Source organism: Paenibacillus xanthanilyticus (genome assembly GCF_042682185.1).
GTDB classification, from domain to species: domain Bacteria; phylum Bacillota; class Bacilli; order Paenibacillales; family Paenibacillaceae; genus Paenibacillus_Z; species Paenibacillus_Z xanthanilyticus.
On the sequence record NZ_JBHUHA010000002.1, the window covers coordinates 3,300,286 to 3,318,242 of the forward strand.

Annotated in this window: 15 protein-coding genes; 11 read left to right on the top strand and 4 right to left on the bottom strand. The window is 58.5% G+C overall.

Features of this window, described 5'->3' with window-relative positions; translation table 11 throughout:
- Positions 1-251: 251 nt before the first annotated feature.
- On the bottom strand, positions 252-905 hold the full coding sequence (locus ACFSKT_RS32045; RefSeq protein WP_377718847.1) for a glycoside hydrolase domain-containing protein: 654 nt from the start codon (positions 903-905) through the stop codon (positions 252-254).
- A gap of 223 nt (positions 906-1,128) precedes the next feature.
- Here ACFSKT_RS32045 and ACFSKT_RS32050 point away from each other — a divergent pair, with 223 nt between their 5' ends.
- Positions 1,129-3,465, top strand: coding sequence for a putative bifunctional diguanylate cyclase/phosphodiesterase (locus ACFSKT_RS32050; RefSeq protein ID WP_377718866.1), 2,337 nt, complete (start codon positions 1,129-1,131; stop codon positions 3,463-3,465).
- 88 nt (positions 3,466-3,553) lie between these two features.
- On the opposite strand, the gene ACFSKT_RS32055 is transcribed toward ACFSKT_RS32050, so the two are convergent.
- Both ACFSKT_RS32055 and ACFSKT_RS32060 read right to left on the bottom strand, forming a co-directional pair.
- Positions 3,554-4,513 carry a DMT family transporter gene (locus ACFSKT_RS32055; RefSeq protein ID WP_377718846.1) on the bottom strand — a complete coding sequence of 320 codons (960 nt, stop codon included), beginning with the start codon at positions 4,511-4,513 and terminating at the stop codon, positions 3,554-3,556.
- 172 nt (positions 4,514-4,685) lie between these two features.
- Entirely contained in the window at positions 4,686-5,522 is an 837-nt protein-coding gene (locus ACFSKT_RS32060; RefSeq protein WP_377718845.1) for a hypothetical protein, read from the bottom strand.
- Positions 5,523-5,810: 288 nt separating this feature from the next.
- Here ACFSKT_RS32060 and ACFSKT_RS32065 point away from each other — a divergent pair, with 288 nt between their 5' ends.
- From ACFSKT_RS32065 to ACFSKT_RS32100, 8 genes are all read left to right on the top strand, one after another.
- Entirely contained in the window at positions 5,811-6,764 is a 954-nt protein-coding gene (locus tag ACFSKT_RS32065) for an ABC transporter permease (protein ID WP_377718844.1), read from the top strand.
- A complete protein-coding gene (locus ACFSKT_RS32070) occupies positions 6,754-7,707 on the top strand; it encodes an iron chelate uptake ABC transporter family permease subunit (protein WP_377718843.1) in 954 nt (317 codons plus the stop codon). Before ACFSKT_RS32065 ends, ACFSKT_RS32070 begins: the two co-directional genes overlap by 11 nt.
- Positions 7,698-8,456, top strand: a complete 759-nt coding sequence (locus ACFSKT_RS32075; protein ID WP_377718842.1) for an iron ABC transporter ATP-binding protein — start codon at positions 7,698-7,700, stop codon at positions 8,454-8,456. The genes ACFSKT_RS32070 and ACFSKT_RS32075 overlap by 10 nt, the downstream gene beginning before the upstream one ends.
- A gap of 97 nt (positions 8,457-8,553) precedes the next feature.
- Positions 8,554-9,600 carry a siderophore ABC transporter substrate-binding protein gene (locus ACFSKT_RS32080; protein WP_377718841.1) on the top strand — a complete coding sequence of 349 codons (1,047 nt, stop codon included), beginning with the start codon at positions 8,554-8,556 and terminating at the stop codon, positions 9,598-9,600.
- Positions 9,601-9,778: 178 nt separating this feature from the next.
- Entirely contained in the window at positions 9,779-11,344 is a 1,566-nt protein-coding gene (locus ACFSKT_RS32085; RefSeq protein ID WP_377718840.1) for an AraC family transcriptional regulator, read from the top strand.
- 154 nt (positions 11,345-11,498) lie between these two features.
- The gene (locus ACFSKT_RS32090) at positions 11,499-12,011 is read left to right on the top strand and encodes an acyl-CoA thioesterase (protein ID WP_377718839.1); all 513 of its coding nucleotides are present in this window, start codon (positions 11,499-11,501) and stop codon (positions 12,009-12,011) included.
- Positions 12,012-12,106: 95 nt separating this feature from the next.
- Complete coding sequence (locus ACFSKT_RS32095) at positions 12,107-12,289, top strand: hypothetical protein (protein WP_377718838.1); 183 nt, start codon at positions 12,107-12,109, stop codon at positions 12,287-12,289.
- A 201-nt stretch (positions 12,290-12,490) separates the two neighbouring features.
- The gene (locus ACFSKT_RS32100; RefSeq protein ID WP_377718837.1) at positions 12,491-13,606 is read left to right on the top strand and encodes a GGDEF domain-containing protein; all 1,116 of its coding nucleotides are present in this window, start codon (positions 12,491-12,493) and stop codon (positions 13,604-13,606) included.
- A 78-nt stretch (positions 13,607-13,684) separates the two neighbouring features.
- On the opposite strand, the gene ACFSKT_RS32105 is transcribed toward ACFSKT_RS32100, so the two are convergent.
- A complete protein-coding gene (locus ACFSKT_RS32105) occupies positions 13,685-13,900 on the bottom strand; it encodes a hypothetical protein (protein WP_377718836.1) in 216 nt (71 codons plus the stop codon).
- A 209-nt stretch (positions 13,901-14,109) separates the two neighbouring features.
- Between ACFSKT_RS32105 and ACFSKT_RS32110 the strand changes: the two genes are divergently transcribed.
- Complete coding sequence (locus tag ACFSKT_RS32110; protein WP_377718835.1) at positions 14,110-16,425, top strand: EAL domain-containing protein; 2,316 nt, start codon at positions 14,110-14,112, stop codon at positions 16,423-16,425.
- A 221-nt stretch (positions 16,426-16,646) separates the two neighbouring features.
- Entirely contained in the window at positions 16,647-17,930 is a 1,284-nt protein-coding gene (locus ACFSKT_RS32115) for a sensor domain-containing diguanylate cyclase (RefSeq protein WP_377718834.1), read from the top strand.
- The last annotated feature ends 27 nt before the right edge of the window (positions 17,931-17,957 follow it).

Genomic DNA, 17,957 nt, shown 5'->3' on the forward strand with positions numbered 1-17,957 from the left:
TATGTTTACAAATCTATCATAATTCAGATAGAGCGGAATTGGTATAGTAAACTTTCAGCGAAAATGAAGAAAAAAGTAGCAATAACGCCTACAAAATACGACAATATGTAAAATGATGACACATATAAGGGATTAATAGAGAAAAAGACGCTCGATTGAGCGTCTTTGGATCGCATAAATATTGAAATAAATGGGTGTATTGATTTACGCTGTGATGTTAGTAAAGGTGACGCATTAATGCGTTGAAGGAATTAAGTCCACAGGTGAGGCAGCAGCAGCGGCGAGAACAGATTCGTGTCGATCGGGCAGGATTCGGCATCGCGCCCATATTGCCAGGCCCATACATGCGCTTCGCACGGCGGGGACTGCGGCTTGAACGCCGGCGCTTCGGACGGCTTGGAGACGCCCGGGTCCGACTCGGCGCTCCACAGAATCGTGTGCGCCCGCACCTTCTCGTCTTCCGCTTGCGCCGCGCAGTATGCCGCGCTGAAGCCGCCTTCGATCGGGTCGTGATAAATGCCCGGCTTATATTCGCTGTTGTAGAACGTGTTGGCCCATCCGCGAATCCATGCCGCGTCCACGTCGAAGAACCGCTCGACGTTCGCGAATACGGCCACATTGCGCGGAATACCTAGCCGTCCGGCATGGTAGATGGCGTTGCGCGCGACCGTCTGGCCTTCCCGATAGCCGGTCGCCTGGCGGAAGTCGCTGTAGATCGGCAGGATTTTGATTCCGTTTCTTCTAATAAACGATACTTCCTGCGCGGTTAAGCCGTCGGCCGCGCCGGGCACGGTTTTCATATAGCGCCCCCACACTTTCGGCGTGCCGAATTCCCTTTTGACGCAGTCCAGCAGCTGCTGGTTGACGGGCGCCGCGGAATCGACGCCCCATACCGGATTTGCCATGCGTTCTGCTCCTTTTTTGAAGTCGGTTCCCATCATATATATGCGGCTGCCCAATCGTTCGCGAGCTTTGCCACAGAACCGGGCCCCTACCCAGCAATCCGCCGGACGCGCCTTCCGCATCCCCTAGGTATAACTTTCCTGCCCGCTATTCAAAAAAACGCGGCTGCGTTCGACAATAGATATACGGGCTAGTGGTTAACTATAGGAGATGAGGGACGTGAACATGTACCGCCATCTGGCTTTGCTATCAGCGGTGTTGCTTACGCTGCTTCTGCTCGGCGAATCGGTCGTTCGCCAATACGAGGACTCGCTGCTGGAAGCCGTCGATAGCGACACGCAGGCAGAGCTGGCCTCCGCGTCCATGACGCTGCAAGCCGTTGCCGACCGTAATTTCGATCTAATGGCGAGTCTGGATGCTTACGTGCGTTCGTTCGACGACACCTATCCGAAGGTGGCGATCGAATCGCTGACGCCGACCTTTCTGCGGACGCTCTACGATTCCTCGGGGAGCACCGCGTTCAATTTCATCATTGCGCCGGGCGGAGTCGCTTCTTATGTGTATCCCTCGCAAGGGAACGAAGCGATCGTCGGTTGGGATTTTCTGCATGATCCGAGGCCTGAAATTCAAAAGCAAATCCGACATGATTTGACGGACAATAAGATGCATATCTATGGCCCGATCGAACTGCTTCAAGGCAATACCGCGCTGATTGCACGCAAGGCGGTATACCGGGGCAGCCATTTCTGGGGATTTATCTCGGTGTCGCTGGACTTGGAACGCTTGCTGGCGCAATCGCAAATCGGCGAAGGCGAAGCGACCGTGGCCATAAGGCAGGCCGGCGAGCCCGCCTTCTATGGCGACGACGCGCTGTTCGCGGGCAAGCATTTCGCCCGCGACGTCATCTTCATGGATAGTCGCTGGGAGATGGGCGCCGTCCCGGCGGAGAGAAGTCTGCGCGAAGCGATGCGACAGGCCGATATCGTCCGGGGCATGGGGCTGTTCGCGCTCGTCTTGCTCGTCCTGTTGTATATCGGCATATGGAGACAGCGAGACACGCTGCGCAAGATGGTCGAGCGCAGGACGCGAGAGCTGCGCGAGTCCAACAAGGAGCTCGCCGCCATCAATGAGAATTTGGCTTACGGCGAGCGGGAGCTCCGCGAACAATACGTGCTGCTTGATCAGTACGCCGACGCTTTGCGCGAGTCCGAGCAGAAACTGAGCCACATGGCTTATCACGATATGCTGACCAACGTCTCCAACCGAGCGGCTTTCTTGGAGGAGCTGGGGCGAGCGTTGACCGGCGGCGAGGCCGCGGCGGCGGTGCTATTCTTCGATTTGGATCGCTTCAAGTCCATCAACGACAATTACGGTCATCAGAAAGGCGACGACATGTTAATTGAGGTGGTGAGGCGCATTCGGGAGAAGGGGCTGAACGCGCGAATGCTGGCCCGGTTCGGGGGCGATGAATTCGCGGTATTGCTGGCGGGGCCGGCGGAGGAGATGGGGAAGGACACCATACGAGCGGCTGCGGAGACGGTAGTAAGCGCGTTCGAGGAGCCATTCGTCATTCTAGGGCAGTCCATCTACATGTCGCCGAGCATCGGGATCGCCCGTTATCCGGAGGATGGCGGCGACCAAGGCACGCTGCTGATGAAGGCCGATATCGCGATGTATCAGGTAAAGCGAGACGGCGGCGCCCATTACCGTTTTTTCGAGCCGTTCATGGAGACCGAGTCGCTGCTGAAGCTGGAGATGGGCAATCATCTGCGCGAGGCGATGCAGCGGGGCGAGCTGGAGGTGCACTATCAGCCGCAGGTGGACTGCGCGGCAGGACGGGTGTTCGGCATCGAAGCGCTGCTGCGGTGGAATCACACGAGCCGCGGTTACATATCGCCATCGCTATTCATCCCCCTCGCCGAGGAGCTGAATCTCATATCGGCGATCGGCGATTGGGTACTGCGCGAGGCGTGCGGGTTCGCGAATCGCCTGCAGCGGACCTATGGCATTCCGCTTCAGGTATCGGTCAATCTGTCGGTGAAGCAGCTGCGGGAGAAGGACATCGTCGCTAAGGTGCAGGCGGCGCTCGCGGTTAGCGGGCTTCTTCCGAGGTATCTGGAGCTGGAGATTACCGAGAATATGGCGATGAAGGACGAACAGCTGGAGACGCTGGGCGAGCTGCGGCGGCTCGGCGTCGCCATCTCGATCGACGACTTCGGCACACATTATTCGTCGCTGAGCTATCTGAAGCGGTTCCCGGTCACGAAGATCAAGCTGGATCAGTTCTTCGTTCGCGGGATCGGGACGGATGAACGGGACCGGGCGATGATCCAAGCGGTGATTCTGATGGCGAAGTCGTTCCGGCTGGAGGTGCTGGCCGAGGGGGTAGAAACGCTCGAGCAGGCGAGGTTTCTGCGCAAAAGCGGATGCGAGCTCATTCAGGGCTATTATTTTTATCGCCCCATGGAACCGAGCGCGGTCGAGCGGATTCTGCTAGAACCGATCGACGATAAAATCCCGCCATTGGAAGACGGGCAGGGGAATAAGAGGCACTCGGATTAAAAATACGAAAGGCAGGCCGCAATGCGGACCTGCCTTTCGTGCGTCTTGAAGATGCGATGCTGCCGACTTTCGCCCAACGGATGTCCGACTAGCCTTCCTTGGACAAAGGCGTCGGGCCGGAGGGGGCAAGATCAGGCGCAGCCGCCGGCTCCGTCATCGGTACGGCCCCCGTATCCGCTCGCTCCGCCCGCAGGTACAAGTACAGACCGTAAATAATGAAGGCGCCGCCGAACAGCTGCATCCCTGTCACCATCTCGCCGAAGATCAGCATGCCGAGCAGGCTGGCGCCGACGGGCTCGGCCAGCACCGACATAGAGATCGTCGTCGCCTTGACGTACTGCATGAGCCAGTTGAAGACGAGATGTCCGAACACGGTCGGGATGACGGCAAGCAGCAGGAAGACGATCCAGTCCTTGCGCGGATAACCGGTCAGCTCGATGCCCATCGCCAGATTGTAGACCAAGAAGCAAAGGAACGTGAAGAAGAACACGATCAGGCTGTACAGGAAAGCGGGCACGCGGGTCAAAATCTGCTTGGCGATCAGCATGTTGACCGCGACGGCCACCGTGCCGAGGAACGACAGCAGATCGCCGAACACCGCCTCGCGCGAGACGCTCATGTCGCCCGATCCGACGAGGATCGCGCCGGCCAGCGCGATGACCATGCCGATGATGGCCATTCGGCTTGCCCGGTCTTTGAAGATCAGGAACGTGCCGACCATGACGAACACCGGCTCCAGCGACAGCAGAATCGTCGAGCTGGCGATGGACGTGTAGGTCAGCGAAGCCATCCAGAGGATGAAGTGGAGCGCCAGGAAGAAGCCGGCCCAGAAGAGCAGCCACCAGTCCTTCAGCGTCAGCCGTCTGAAGGCCGGCATGGACTTGACGCCGAAAGGGAGCATGAGCAGGAACGTGAACAGCATCCGGTACATGCCTTGGATGGAGACCGGCGCATCGGAATAACGGACTAAGATAGGCGAGAACGAGATGGCGAGCATGCCGACTAGCAGCGGCACGAACGTCGGGATGGGCGGTGCGGTTGGTTTCACTTGCATATTCTCTCCTAAGGTGCGAATTAACAGACAGTTCATCTATTCTACTGCCGCCGACGCAAAATGAAAAGAGTATGCAAGTCATCAATTCCTCTAATGGTAGGTCTAGGCGCATGATGCAAGCAGCTCGCGGATCGCTGCATGGATCGGGTAGGAGGTCAGCTCCCGGTCAGGCGGCCGGAATTTGCGTCTTCGCTCGTAGAATAACGGCGTAAATACGCTCCTCGCAGGCGGCGACTTGCGCCTTCTGCTCCAGAATTTGGCGGGATAGCTGCAGCGTCGCGGTCAGCCCCGCCAGCGTGCCCGCCGCGTTCTTCTTGCGTGCGGCGGCGGTGAAGTTGCTCCATGCCGTCGACAGGTGCTTCTTAGGCGTGCGCATCGCGCTCTTGTAAGCTTGGATGCGCGTGTTGAGCGGATCGATGTCCTCCAGTACTTCGCGCGCTTGCTTCATCTGCTTCGATGCTTGCGATTTGGCCGCCGTTAACGCTTCCTGCTTGGCCCGAATGTCGAGTCTGGCGAGATGGACGGCTGGCTTCATCGCATCCTGCTGCGTCTTCAGCAGCGAGGCCGCGGTCTTGCTGCCAAGCTGCCGGGCGAGCGCTAGCTGCTGGCCGACCGCGCTGTAGCTGGCGAAGAGCGGCTCGTATTGCTTCTTCTTGGCGGACGTCTCCTGCTCGAGCTTCGCGATGCGCGATTGGCCGATCTCGCGGATCGACTTGCGCACGGCCGCCAGCGCATTGGTATTCCGGTAATGAAGGGCATCGATGCGTTCGTCCTGCTGCTCCTGCCGGTGTTCGAGCGAGACGAGTTCGCTCCAGCCGGTCTGCAGCTTGTCTCGCGTCGCCGTATCGGCTTCCGCGGCGGTCTTGTCCAAGGCGGTCTTCGCGCTCTCGGTCAAGGAGAGGGCGGAGACGGCAAGCGGAGCGGCTAAGGTGAGCAGCATCAGAATAGAAGCGAACAGGAGCGACAAGTGAAAGGATGGGGCGTATGGCATATTACGGTTCATCTTAATAGCCTCCTTGAATAGCCGCGAACGCAAAAAAGCACCGGCATGCAAAGGCCAAGGGCCCTTGCGCTCCGGTGCTTCCGTTCGCAGTGGTATATATTGATTTCATGATAGCGAACGTATGTGCCTATGTCAAGCGGTTTAAGGTTTGTTTTACCAGTCATTACCTCCTGGTTATCGAAATATCCATGCCCGGTAAAGAAAAGTCCATTCCAGCAAACGGAAAAATCGCTAGACTAAATGATAGTGATAATTATTATCAATACAAACATAAACGAAGGAACTGTCATGAGAACTCGCTACTTATGGGCTGCAATGATCGTGCTGTCAATCTGTTCGGTCTTTATCGGCGTGAACGACCTCTCGCCGCTGGACCTGTTCCACCTCACCGACGCGCAGGAACAGGTGTTGTTCGTCAGCCGGATTCCGCGGCTCGTCAGCCTGCTCATCGCGGGCGTCAGCATGAGCGTCATCGGTCTTATCATGCAGCAGCTTAGCCGCAACAAATTCGTATCGCCTTCGACGGCGGGCACGATGGACTCGGCGAGTCTGGGCCTCCTGATGGCGATTTTGATCCTGCCTGCCGCGACGCCGCTGCAGAAAATAGCGTTCGCGTTCTTGTTCGCGCTGGCCGGCACGTTCGTGTTCATGAAAATTCTAGACCGCGTAAAGCTGAAGGATACGATTTTCATCCCGCTCGTCGGCATGATGTTCGGCGGAGTGATCAGCTCCGTGACGACGTTCTTCGCCTACAAGCACGATTTACTCCAAACGTTGGGCTCTTGGCTGAACGGCGATTTCTCGATGATTCTCAAAGGACGCTACGAGATGCTTTACTTGAGCATCCCGCTCGTTATCCTGGCCTACGTGTTCGCCAACAAGTTCACGGTAGCGGGCATGGGCGAGGAGTTCGCGGTCAACCTCGGGCTTCGTTATAGCCGGGTCGTGAATATCGGGCTCATCCTCGTGTCGCTCGTATGCGCGGTGGTCATCCTGACGGTCGGCACGATTCCGTTCCTCGGTCTCATCATCCCGAATATCGTCACGATCTATCAAGGCGATCACTTGAAGAAAAACTTGCCGCATACCGCTTTGCTCGGCGCGGTGTTCCTGTTGTTCTGCGATATTCTGGGGCGCGTCGTGCTGTACCCGTACGAGGTGTCGATCGGCCTGACGGTCGGCGTCATCGGCAGCGGCATCTTCCTGTATTTGCTCATGAGGAGAAAGACATATGGGTTATAAAGTAAAAATCGGGCTGCTGCTCGCGGCCGCGCTGGTGCTGATTCTCGTCTTTATGACGATTCAGTCCGGCGGCAATTGGGAGTACATCCTGCCAAGACGCGCGAAGAAAATTCTCGCGATCATCCTGACGGGCGGGGCGATCGCCTTCTCGACGCTCATTTTCCAGACGATCACGAACAATAGGATTCTGACGCCGAGCATAATCGGCCTAGATTCGCTCTATATGCTGTTGCAGACGTTCATCGTGTACGTGTTCGGTTCGATGGTGCTCACGATGATGAACAAAAACGTTCATTTTCTGCTCACCGTCGGTCTGATGGTGCTGTTCGCGGGGCTTCTATATAAGCTGCTGTTCCAGCGCGAGGAGCGAGGGATTTACTTCCTGCTGCTGGTTGGCATCATCTTCGGCACGTTCTTCATGAATATCGCGTCGTTCATGCAGATGCTGATCGACCCGAACGAGTTCCTCGTCCTGCAGAACAAAATGTTCGCCAGCTTCAACAACGTGAATACGGATTTGCTTATCCTCTCCTTCATTCTGGCGGGGGCGGCGATCCTCTATTTTCTTAAGTTCGCCAAATATCTCGACGTCCTCGCATTGGGCAAAGACCACGCGGTCAATCTAGGCATTCATTACGACGGCGTCGTGAAGCGGCTGCTGTTCGTCGTGACGATCCTAGTGGCGATCTCGACCGCGCTCGTCGGGCCGATCACGTTCCTCGGGCTGCTTGTCGTAAACATCACGTACCCGCTCATGCGGACGTACAGGCACAGCGTGCTCATCCCGGGATCGATCCTCATCAGTGTCGTGACGCTGCTCGGCGGGCAGCTGATCGTTGAACGCGTCTTTACGTTCTCGACAACGCTCCCGGTCATCATCAATTTCGCCGGCGGGCTGTATTTCATCTATCTCGTATTGAAGGAGAATCGGTCGTGGTCGTAGTTCAAGGCGTATCCAAGCGGTACGGTAACAAAAATGTCATCGACAACGTCTCGGTGAACATCAAACGAGGGGTCATCACCTCCTTCATCGGTCCCAACGGCGCGGGCAAAAGCACGCTGCTCTCGATCATCAGCCGGCTCATCCCCAAGGATAGCGGCATGGTGACGATCGACGGCGTGGATGTGACCGCGGCGAAAAGCGCCGATCTGGCGAAGAAAATCTCGATCCTCAAGCAATCCAACCATATCAACGTCCGCCTCACGGTGCGCGAGCTCGTCAATTTCGGCCGGTTCCCGTATTCGCAGGGCAGGCTGACGGCGGAGGATAAACGGTACGTCGACGAGGCGATCGCCTACATGGACCTGACGGACATGCAGGACAAGTACCTCGATCAGCTGAGCGGCGGCCAAAAGCAGCGGGCGTTCATCGCGATGGTCGTGGCGCAGAACACGGAGTACGTGCTGCTCGACGAGCCGCTGAACAATCTCGACATGAAGCATTCGGTGCAAATCATGAAGGTGCTCCGCAAGCTCGTCGACGACTTGGGCAAAACGGTCATTCTCGTCATTCACGACATTAATTTCGCGTCCTGCTACTCCGACTATATCGTGGCGCTTAAGGACGGCCGCGTCGTCAAAGAAGGGCCGACGGACGAGATCATCGACACCGCGGTGCTGAAGGACGTCTACGACATGGACATCCCGATCGAGGTTATCGGCGGGCATAAAATTGGCGTTTACTTCGCTTAAAAGCAGGCGGCGGCCGGACAGGGCCCGTTCGGGGAGCTGGTTCCATGCTGAGGGCGATGAAACATAGAAAACGATAAGCAAAGGTGGATGAATAGAAGTGAAGAAGAAAGCTCTGCTCTTGATGATGTCTCTCGTACTCATGATCGTCCTCGCCGCATGCGGCAGCACGTCGAACTCGAATAGCAGCGTGAACAACGGCGCGAGCACGGAGAATGCCGCGACGGCCGAAGGCAATACGAATGCCGCGACCGAAGGCGACGCAAGCTCAGCTGCAGGCACGACGGAAGCTGCCGCCCCGGCCGAAGTGACGATCAAGCACCAGCTCGGCGAAGCGACAGTGAAGACGAATCCCGAGAAAGTCGCCGTCTTCGACTTCGGCACGCTCGACACGCTGAATAAGCTGGGCATCAACGTAACGGCACTGCCGAAAGACAGCCTGCCTTCCTACTTGAAAGAGACCTACAATACCGACGCGTACGAGAACGCGGGCACGCTGTTCGAGCCGGACTTCGAGAAGCTCGCTTCCCTGAAGCCGGACGTCATCTTCATCTCCGGGCGCGCGGCGGAAGCCTACGAAGAGCTGAACAAAATCGCGCCGACGATCTTCACGGGCGTGGATACGACCAAATACATGGAGTCGTTCAAGCAAAACCTGTCCGTCATCGGCCAAATCTTCAATAAGACGGCCGAGGTAGATGCGGAGCTCGCGAAGCTGGAGGCGTCGATCCAAACCGTGAATGCGGCGGCGACGGCTAGCGGCAAGAAAGGTCTCATCGTTCTGACGACCGGCGGCAAAATGAGCGCATACGGCAAAGGCTCCCGTTTCGGCATCATCCACGACGTGCTCGGCGTGCCGGCCAGCGACGAGAGCATCGAAGTCAGCACGCACGGCATGAGCGTAACGAGCGAGTTCATCGCCGAGAAGAACCCGGACTACCTGTTCGTCGTCGACCGTGACGCGGTCGTCGAGAGCGAAGGTGCGAAGAACGGCAAAGAAGTGATTGAGAACGACCTCGTGAAAAACACGAACGCGTTCAAAAACGGCAAAATCGCCTACCTGGATCCAAACTACTGGTACCTCGCGGGCGGCGGCCTGGAGTCCACGGCCCAAATGATCCAAGCGGTCGAAGCGGTAGTCAAATAGAATTGCGATGAGGAACTGCTCCCAAAGAGGCGCCGATGGAATGGCGCTGCGTTGGGGGCCGTTTTTTTTGGTGCAGTCGCGGTGTGAGCAGCATGCTCCAATCAGCCGGTTTGACTATGAGAATGATTATCACTTAAAATTTATTAGGAAGAGTTTACTGAAGTAACGGAGTGATGGGATGACACAACAGCTGTTGCGGGGGCTCTCGCTTCATTATACGCGCACCGAAGAGGTGCGGATCGCCGGCGGGACGAGGCTGGAGCTGCCTGCCGTGGAAGAGGACGTCTTCGGTTTCGTGACGCGTGAGGGCGTCGGCATCACGGCGGATATGGGCGGCGCGAAGCGCAAGGGGAAGGCGCTCGGCGGCGAGTTGTTTCTGCTTCCGTCCGGTACGCGCTGCGTGCTCCAGAGCACCGCGAAGCAGGAGTCGCAGGTACTGCTCATTTATTTTACGAAGGCCTGGCAGACGCCGGAGCCGGACGAAGCCGTCACCGGTCGGATTTCGAATATACAGAAGCTCTATATTTTCCGAATGCCCCAGATTCGAAGCTGGATCCCGGATTTCCTCTCCGCGGGGGGCACGGACGAAGCGCTTTACTATCAGCTGCAATCCTATTTGTACGCGATGGCTTCGGCTCTGCTGACAAGCGCGAAGAAGCCGCAGGAGCCGGAAGAGGACGTATTCGATTATGTCGAGCAGACGCGCAAGTTTATGAAGGAACACTTTCATAAGCCGATCGACGTGGAGCAAATCGCCGCGCAATCGGGTTTTAGCGCGAGCCGGTTCTATCAATCGTTCCGCCGCTACACCGGGCTTAGCCCGCACAAATTCATGACGAAGGTGCGGGTGGATGCCTCCTTGCGGCTGCTCGCGGGCAGCGGAGGGACGATCATGGAGGTCGCCCACTCGGTCGGCTACACGGACGAATTCTACTTTAGCCGGCTGTTCAAGAAGCATGTCGGTCTTAGCCCGAAGGAGTACAGCGCGCTGGCGAAGCGGCGGGTGGCGACGCTTAGCGCCGTCTTCGACGGCGATATGGCCGTGCTCGGCATGCAGTCTGCGTTTAGCGTGAAGCGGGCATGGGCGGAGCAGTTGCGAGAGGAGGTCGGAGTCGCGGAGAAGCTGGCGGAAGTGGCTGCGGCGCAGCCGGAGCTGATTTTGACCGGACCCGTCACGGCCGGCGTCTATCAAGCGCTGTCGGCGATCGCGCCGACGGTCTCGCTCGATTGGAAGCGATTCTCCTGGAAAGAGCGTCTGCTGCGCATCGCCGGTCAGCTGGGCATGACCTCGGTTGGGGAACGCTGGCTGTCCTATTACGATATGAAGGTGGAGAATGCGCGCTACCACGTCCGCAGGAGGATCGGGGACGAGCCGCTGCTGCTCGTCTCCGCGGGGCGTGACGATTACCGGGTGTTCGGGACGCGCATACAGAAGCTGAAGGATCTGTATTATGACGATCTGCAAGTCCGTCCGCCGGCCAAAGCGCGGGAGATTGGCCTCATGCACACGGACAATTTGCAGGAGATCGCGGAGCTCGGCTGCGAGAACGTGCTGTTTTTCGTCGAGGAGACGGAGCCAGAGACGTACATTCGGGAGCTGGAGCAGCGTTGGCGCGAGACCAAAAGGAGCCGCATGCGCCATCAGTGCTTGTTCGTACGCTATCGGGAGCATATGAATTACAATGCGGCGGTCCATGAGCGGCTGGTGGAGGAGACCGTCTATAAGCTGCTGGAGATCGGTTAGTCGAATCGCGGGCACCCGTGTGGCACCGCTTCGGCCAGCAGCGGCGAGCTTCTCATGTGATTTGCAGCTTCTATGCGGCGTAAAGGCGTGTATACCGGGGAATCCCGAGGGGTACAATGCTAGCGATTCATTATGGAAAAAGGCGGGGAGTTCGATGGAGAAAAAGTTTGTGCGGGAAACAAGATGCTTCAAGGTCGCCCGCGTGTTCCCGACGGACGTCAACAATCACGATACGCTCTTCGGCGGCAAATTGATGTCCTATATCGATGATATCGCGTCCATCTCCGCCTCGAAGCTGTGCCGGGCATCCGCGGTCACCGCGTCGACCGACTCGGTGGATTTCCTGCAGCCAATCCGGCAGACGGATTCCGTGTCGCTCGAGTCGTTCGTGACGTATACGGGCCGCACGTCGATGGAAATCTTCGTGAAGGTCATTCGCGAGGATCTGCTGAGCGGCGAGCGCAAGATCGCGGCCACCTCGTTCCTGACGTTCGTCGCCCTTGGCGAGGATAACCGGCCGATGGAGGTACCGCAGATCGTCCCGGAGACGGAAGAGGAGAAGAAGCTGTTCGAGACGGCGGACGAGCGGGCCCTCATGCGCAAGCATCGCCGGGCGGAGAGCAAGAAGTTCGCCGATTACCTGCTGACGACGTATCCATGGGAGTAAGGCGGGCGGCATAAATGTACCCCGGTTGGCGCACGGTATAGGTGGCAGCAAGAGACAGGAATGCTGTACACCACGGGCAAAGGCAGGGGTAACGCATGACATCAAGCAGAGGCCATCAAGGCGCGCTTGGCTTAGGCCAGGCGGAGAAGCAGCTGGACCGCCAGATTAAGGCAGGCACCGCCATTCAAGGCGAGAATCCGGTCGATCAGGCGATCGTCGCGGCAAGCCATGAGCATGCCAGCGAGCTGGACGACATTATTGTGAAGTACGAGGAATAATTCTTAGGGAACGCCAGCCCGCTTTGGCTGGCGTTCATCCAAGCCGCGGACAGGCGATGCTGTCCGCGGCTTTTTCTATATAGAAGGGTTTGTACGGAACGCAAGCCAATCCGCTTTTCGAAAAACGTTTGATCATGCCCAGATTGTGACATCCTACGGAGTAGAACTTACCGGAGCACGGCTTGGGAGGAGGGCAGGGCGGTGGACGACCCGACGTTACTCAATTTTAACTATTGGTCCCGGCGCATTCTGCTCTTTTACCTGTTCATCGTCATGCTGTCGGTGACGGGCGAGGCGCTGGCCTGGGTGATCACGCGGACGATTCACGAAGGGCCGCAGATGCATTCTTTCGTGAGGATGATCGTGCGGCCAACGGCCATGCAGCTAACCGTGATCACCTTGTCGTATGCGATCGTGCGCGTGGTTCGGCGGTCGCTGGCGATTTACGCGCTGGTGCTGTGCGGCATCGGTATCACGATGGCGTTGACGCTGACGATGCCGACCTTGCATGGGTTGGAGCTGGGGCTGCTGCTGCCGATGGCGGTATCGCTCATTTTCTTTCGGCTGGGCGTGCTCGTGTTCAGCTTCGTGTCGAGCCTGATCTGCTACATGCTGGCGTACGTGTTTATCCCGGTCTATCGGGATCGGGTGGTGGAATATGAATCGATGGCATATACCGCCTTGTTGTGCGCGGGGTACATTATTTATTATGCCGTGCTGCAGCGGGAGATCGAGGTCATGGGATCGCTTCGGAAAGCGATCGATACCGAGCAAGAGCTGCGGATCGAGAAGATGATCGTCGACAAGATGGCCCGAACCGATTCGCTGACCGGCCTCTACAATCACCGAACGTTCCAAGAGGAGCTGGAGCGCCTGGTGGAGCAGGGCAACCGCGGGGAGGCGTCGGTGCAGCTGGCGATCGTGGACATCGATCATTTCAAGCGCATTAACGATAACTATGGCCATCACGCGGGCGATGCCATTCTTCGGCGCGTAGCCAGGGCGATCGCGGAATCCGTGACGGGAGCCGAATTCGTCGCGCGTTACGGCGGCGAGGAATTCGCGATTCTGTTCAGCGACAAAACCATGGAAGAGGCGACACGGCTCATGGAGCGCATGCGCATCGCGGTCGGCCGGCTGCCCCATCCGGAGATGGAGGGGAGGACGGCCACGATCAGCGGCGGCTTGCAGGACCTTCAGCCCGTCGTGGGCAAGGCCGCGTTCTTCGCGCAAGCGGACGCGCTCTTGTATGAGGCGAAGCGGGCCGGCCGCAATCGGATTGAGACGTCTCCGACGTCGTCGGCGGCGGGCCGATAACGGCGAACGCCCTTCGGGAGGAAGGGCGTTCGATCGAGCCTATCTTCGATTCAACATACGCCGCAAAAAAAGACGGCGCTAGCCTTTTCGCCTTGTGGCAAAAAATTCGCAGTCTCGCCGCGAGTGGTAGGCGACGTCGCTGACGGAGGATTGAATGACGACCGTATCGGCATCGAATCGAATAATGACGCCGCCGGAATCGATGACATGATCGTCCTGGAATACGCGAAGACGGACTCCCTTGTCCATCGCCTCGGCGAAATCTTGATCGGTCAGCAGTTTCTGGTTATGCATGCAAGGTCCTCCCTTCCCGGTGAGCTCGGATGCTCCTATTGTATCGTCTTGCCGGGAAGACGACAAACGCCCGGCCGGGAAACCAATGCGCGCTGCCACGGGCGAGCAAAGAGGGCAGGCAGACGACGCGGAACGAAGGTTCGGGAACCTCTTCGCGCCGAACCCCGATGAACGCAACTAGCGCGCGAGCGAGCTGGAGGTCAAAAGGCTTGAAGGAATCCAACGTGAATAGACGGATTTTGTTATTATTGTTCGCCATTGCGGGCTATACCGGACTACATGTTCTTGTTATAAATACGCCGTCCATTCTCGACCGAGCGGCGCCGCTGGCTGTTGCGCTGCCTGTGATGCCGCCGCTGGTGGCATGGGCTATCCTGTTTCGTGTCGCAGCCCGGCACGAGGGAGGGGTGCGACGCTTCTGGCAGCTGCTCGGCTTAAGCTGCTTGTTTTGCGCGGGTGCTCAGCTCATATGGGGTGTACTGTATTTGAAGACGGACGGCGTCGTGCGCTCCCCCAATTACGCGGATCTTCTCTGGAATCTGCAAAGCTTCACCTTGGTTGTGGCATTCGTTTATTTATTCGGGAAGCTTCGGAACAAGTATCGCGGCATACGTTATTTGCTCGACACAATGACCGTTATTATGGTGGGCGGCACGTTGTTCTGGGTCTATGTGGTTTCTCCCGGGATATGGGTATTTTGGGAAACGAAAAACGTCTTCGAATTTTTGGCTACGGCGCTGTACCCGGTCTACGATTTCTTGGCCCTCGCCAGCTTGGCCGCGCTGTTCTTCGGCTACCGCACCTTCTTATCGACGGGGGCTTGGCTAGCCCTGGCCGCGCCGCTCCTGCTGTTCGGCATTGCCGACGGCATCTACGCGCTGCTGACGCACCGAGGAGGGAACTTCTCCGAAAGTTGGACCGCATCGCTCTTCGGCATCGGCTTGCTGTTGTTCCCGCTGGCCGGTATGCTCCCCGGCGGACGGCCGGAGTCGCCCCCCGCCATGGACGATGAGCTGTATCCCCTGGCTCGCTCGAAGGCGCGGACGTTTCTGCCGGCGGTCTCGCTCGTCGTCTTGGTCGGCTGTGCGCTGGATCAGATCGATCAATGGAACGGAGTCATGATCGGCGGAAGTCTGACGATCGCCGTCATCGTCATCCGCCAAATGGTCGTGCTGCGCGAAAACGAAGACTTGGTCCAGCAATCCCGACATTTGCTGGAGCGGTACGAGTATTTGGCCAATCACGACCCGTTGTCCAATTTGCCGAACCGGCGGTACTTCGAACTGCGGGTCAAGGAGGCGCTGGCGAGACGGGAGACGCCGGAGACGATGGGGGGAACGGCGGTCATCGTCGTCGACCTCGACCGGTTCAAATATGCGAATGATACGTACGGCCATGCGGCGGGGGATCGGATCATCTGCCAGGTGGCGGAGCGGCTGTCCGACGTCGTCGGCAGCCGGGGCTTCGTTGCGCGGCAGAGCGGCGATGAGTTCGCGATTTTGCTGGAGGGGCGGTACGACCGCTTGGATCTCCAAGAATGGGCGCAGCGCCTGCAGCGTTCCATATCAAGACCGTTTCAGCTTGCGGAGCGGGTCGAATTTCTCATGACGGCCAGCTTCGGCATCACGGTGGCGGAGCCCGGGGAGGAGGCTTCCGACCTGATGCGCAACGTCGACCTGGCGTTGGACAAGGCGAAGGGCCAGGGCGGGGGGAAGACGGTCTTCTACACGGAGGAGCTGTCGGAGGCGGTCACGCGTAAGCTGGAGATGGAGCAGGCGCTCCGCAGAGCGCTCGAGCAGGACGAGCTGCGTCTGCATTACCAGCCGCAGGTCAACGCGCAGACGGAGCGGATCGTGGGCGCCGAAGCGCTCATCCGCTGGCAGCCGAGAAGCGGCACGATGATCTCGCCCGCCGTCTTCATCCCGATCGCCGAGGAGACGGGGCTGATCGTGCCGATCGGCGAGTGGGTGATCCGGACCGCCTGCCTGCAGGCGCTGCAGTGGTTCAGGGAGGGGCTGGATGCGTTCCAAATTTCAGTCAACGTATCGTCGCGCCAGTTTCAGGAGACGGATTTTGCCGCGGGCGTGCTGCGCATCGTCGAGGAAACCGGACTGCCGCCGGATCGGCTCGTGTTGGAAATTACCGAGAGCATCGCCATACAAGACGAGGGGGATGCCATCGTCAAGCTGCTGGCCATCAAGAACGCGGGTATCCAGATCGCGATGGACGACTTCGGCACCGGCTATTCGTCGCTCGGCGTGCTGAAGCGGTTCAAGGTCGACAAGCTGAAGATCGACCAGACGTTCGTGCGCGATATCGGCGGCAACGAAGAGCAGGCGACGATCGTGGAGGCGATACTCGCCATGGCGTCAAGCCTAAAGATGGAGGTCATCGCCGAAGGCGTCGAGACGGCGGACCAGTACCGGTTCTTGCGAGCGCGGGGCTGCGGCTGGATCCAAGGCTACTATTTCAGCCGGCCGCTGCCGGCGGATCAGTTCGGCAGCACGTATGTGCGGAAGCGGTGATGACGTGCGCTTGATGCGAAAGGCTTGAAGGGAAAGAATAGCGCGATCGGGTAAAGAGACGGGCATGCGGCTTCTCCGCCTTCCTGGGAGGAGCGGAACGAACAAGAGGAAACCCCGCCCTTGCGTCGAAAACGTATTCAACCATGGTCTCAAGCGCAGCCTCGTGCGCGGAAACTAACCCGACACATGACCAGCGGGAGCGAACGGGAAGGGAGGAGCCGATGTTTAGCCGAGTGTACATACCGAAGCACCGGTTCGGCCGCAGCATCTACATCGCGGTGCTGACGGGGGGATTGCTGCTCATTTTGCTCGTGTCGATGGGCTTGTACTGGATCAACCAGGATTTCAAAGAATCCGTCCGCGCGCAAGGGGGACTGCACCGCTATACGCAGCATCTGGATAAGCTGCGCTCCTCCTTGATCGATCAGGAGACCGGCCAGCGCGGATTCGAGCTGACGGGCGAGGATGCCTTCCTCGAGCCGTACGAGACAGGAACGCTGGAGTTCTACCGGCTCATCGCCGTGATGGATGTGGAGGGCGATACCTATCTGAAAGCTTCGGTCGCGATCCAGGAAGCGATCAAGCAAGGGTTGTACTGGCACGATTACGCGGAAAAACAGATTACCGCCAAACGGCTGGGCCATAACGCGACGACGGCGCAGCTGGAGGAAGGCAGACAGCTGTTCGACGAGTTCCGGTGGAAAATCGATTTTGCGGTAGGCGTGCTGCAAGAGGAGAAGGAGGCCGCCTTCGTCGGCCTTCAGCGCAGCATCGGGATCAAGCTGTTGTTGTTCGGGATCGGCGCAGTGATGATTATCGTGCTGCTAATTATGCTGCTGGCGGGTAAGCTCCATCGGGATACGACCGTGCTTCACGAGCTGTCCGAAGCGGTGCGCAGGTTCGCCGATCGCAAGTTCGACGAGCGGCTGCCGGACCGCAAGGAGCGGGACGATCTTCACCGGCTGATCGCCGGCATCGACGGGATGCGCATGGAACTAAAGCTGAAATTCGGCAAAATCGAGGAGCTCGCCCAGTTGGACGGCCTGACCGGCATCCCGAACCGGCGGCAGCTGGACGCGCATCTGGCCGCGATGGCCGAGGCCGCGCTGTCCAGCGGCATGCCGCTCAGCTTATTGTTATGCGATATCGACCACTTCAAGCAGTTCAACGATCGATTCGGCCACTTGGAGGGCGATCGGGTGCTGCGGCATACGGCTCGCGTACTGCAGGGCCCCGAGGCGGGCAGCCGCTTTGCTTTTCGTTACGGCGGAGAAGAGTTCTGCATCCTGCTGCCCGGCTGCGACCGCCAGGCGGCCATCGAGGAGGCCGAGCGGCTGCGCTTGGCCGTGATCGAGCAGTCGCTGCCCCCCTATTCGCTGACGATGAGCTTTGGCGCGGCGCAGCTGAGCGTCGGCGACGACGCGGTCGGCGAAGCGCTTCTCGCGCGGGCGGACAAGGCGCTTTATTTGGCCAAAGCAAACGGTCGAAACCGAGTAGAGAGTTGACCCGCCGTCGAGTATGTTATGTTAACT

What these genes read in the sequence shown, in the direction of transcription:
- ACFSKT_RS32045 (WP_377718847.1), bottom strand. Translation starts at nt 905, where the DNA reads ATGGCAAATCCGGTATGGGGCGTCGATTCCGCGGCGCCCGTCAACCAG.
- ACFSKT_RS32050 (WP_377718866.1), top strand. Translation starts at nt 1,129, where the DNA reads ATGTACCGCCATCTGGCTTTGCTATCAGCGGTGTTGCTTACGCTGCTT.
- ACFSKT_RS32060 (WP_377718845.1), bottom strand. Translation starts at nt 5,522, where the DNA reads ATGAACCGTAATATGCCATACGCCCCATCCTTTCACTTGTCGCTCCTG.
- ACFSKT_RS32065 (WP_377718844.1), top strand. Translation starts at nt 5,811, where the DNA reads ATGAGAACTCGCTACTTATGGGCTGCAATGATCGTGCTGTCAATCTGT.
- ACFSKT_RS32070 (WP_377718843.1), top strand. Translation starts at nt 6,754, where the DNA reads ATGGGTTATAAAGTAAAAATCGGGCTGCTGCTCGCGGCCGCGCTGGTG.
- ACFSKT_RS32085 (WP_377718840.1), top strand. Translation starts at nt 9,779, where the DNA reads ATGACACAACAGCTGTTGCGGGGGCTCTCGCTTCATTATACGCGCACC.
- ACFSKT_RS32090 (WP_377718839.1), top strand. Translation starts at nt 11,499, where the DNA reads ATGGAGAAAAAGTTTGTGCGGGAAACAAGATGCTTCAAGGTCGCCCGC.
- ACFSKT_RS32095 (WP_377718838.1), top strand. Translation starts at nt 12,107, where the DNA reads ATGACATCAAGCAGAGGCCATCAAGGCGCGCTTGGCTTAGGCCAGGCG.
- ACFSKT_RS32105 (WP_377718836.1), bottom strand. Translation starts at nt 13,900, where the DNA reads ATGCATAACCAGAAACTGCTGACCGATCAAGATTTCGCCGAGGCGATG.
- ACFSKT_RS32115 (WP_377718834.1), top strand. Translation starts at nt 16,647, where the DNA reads ATGTTTAGCCGAGTGTACATACCGAAGCACCGGTTCGGCCGCAGCATC.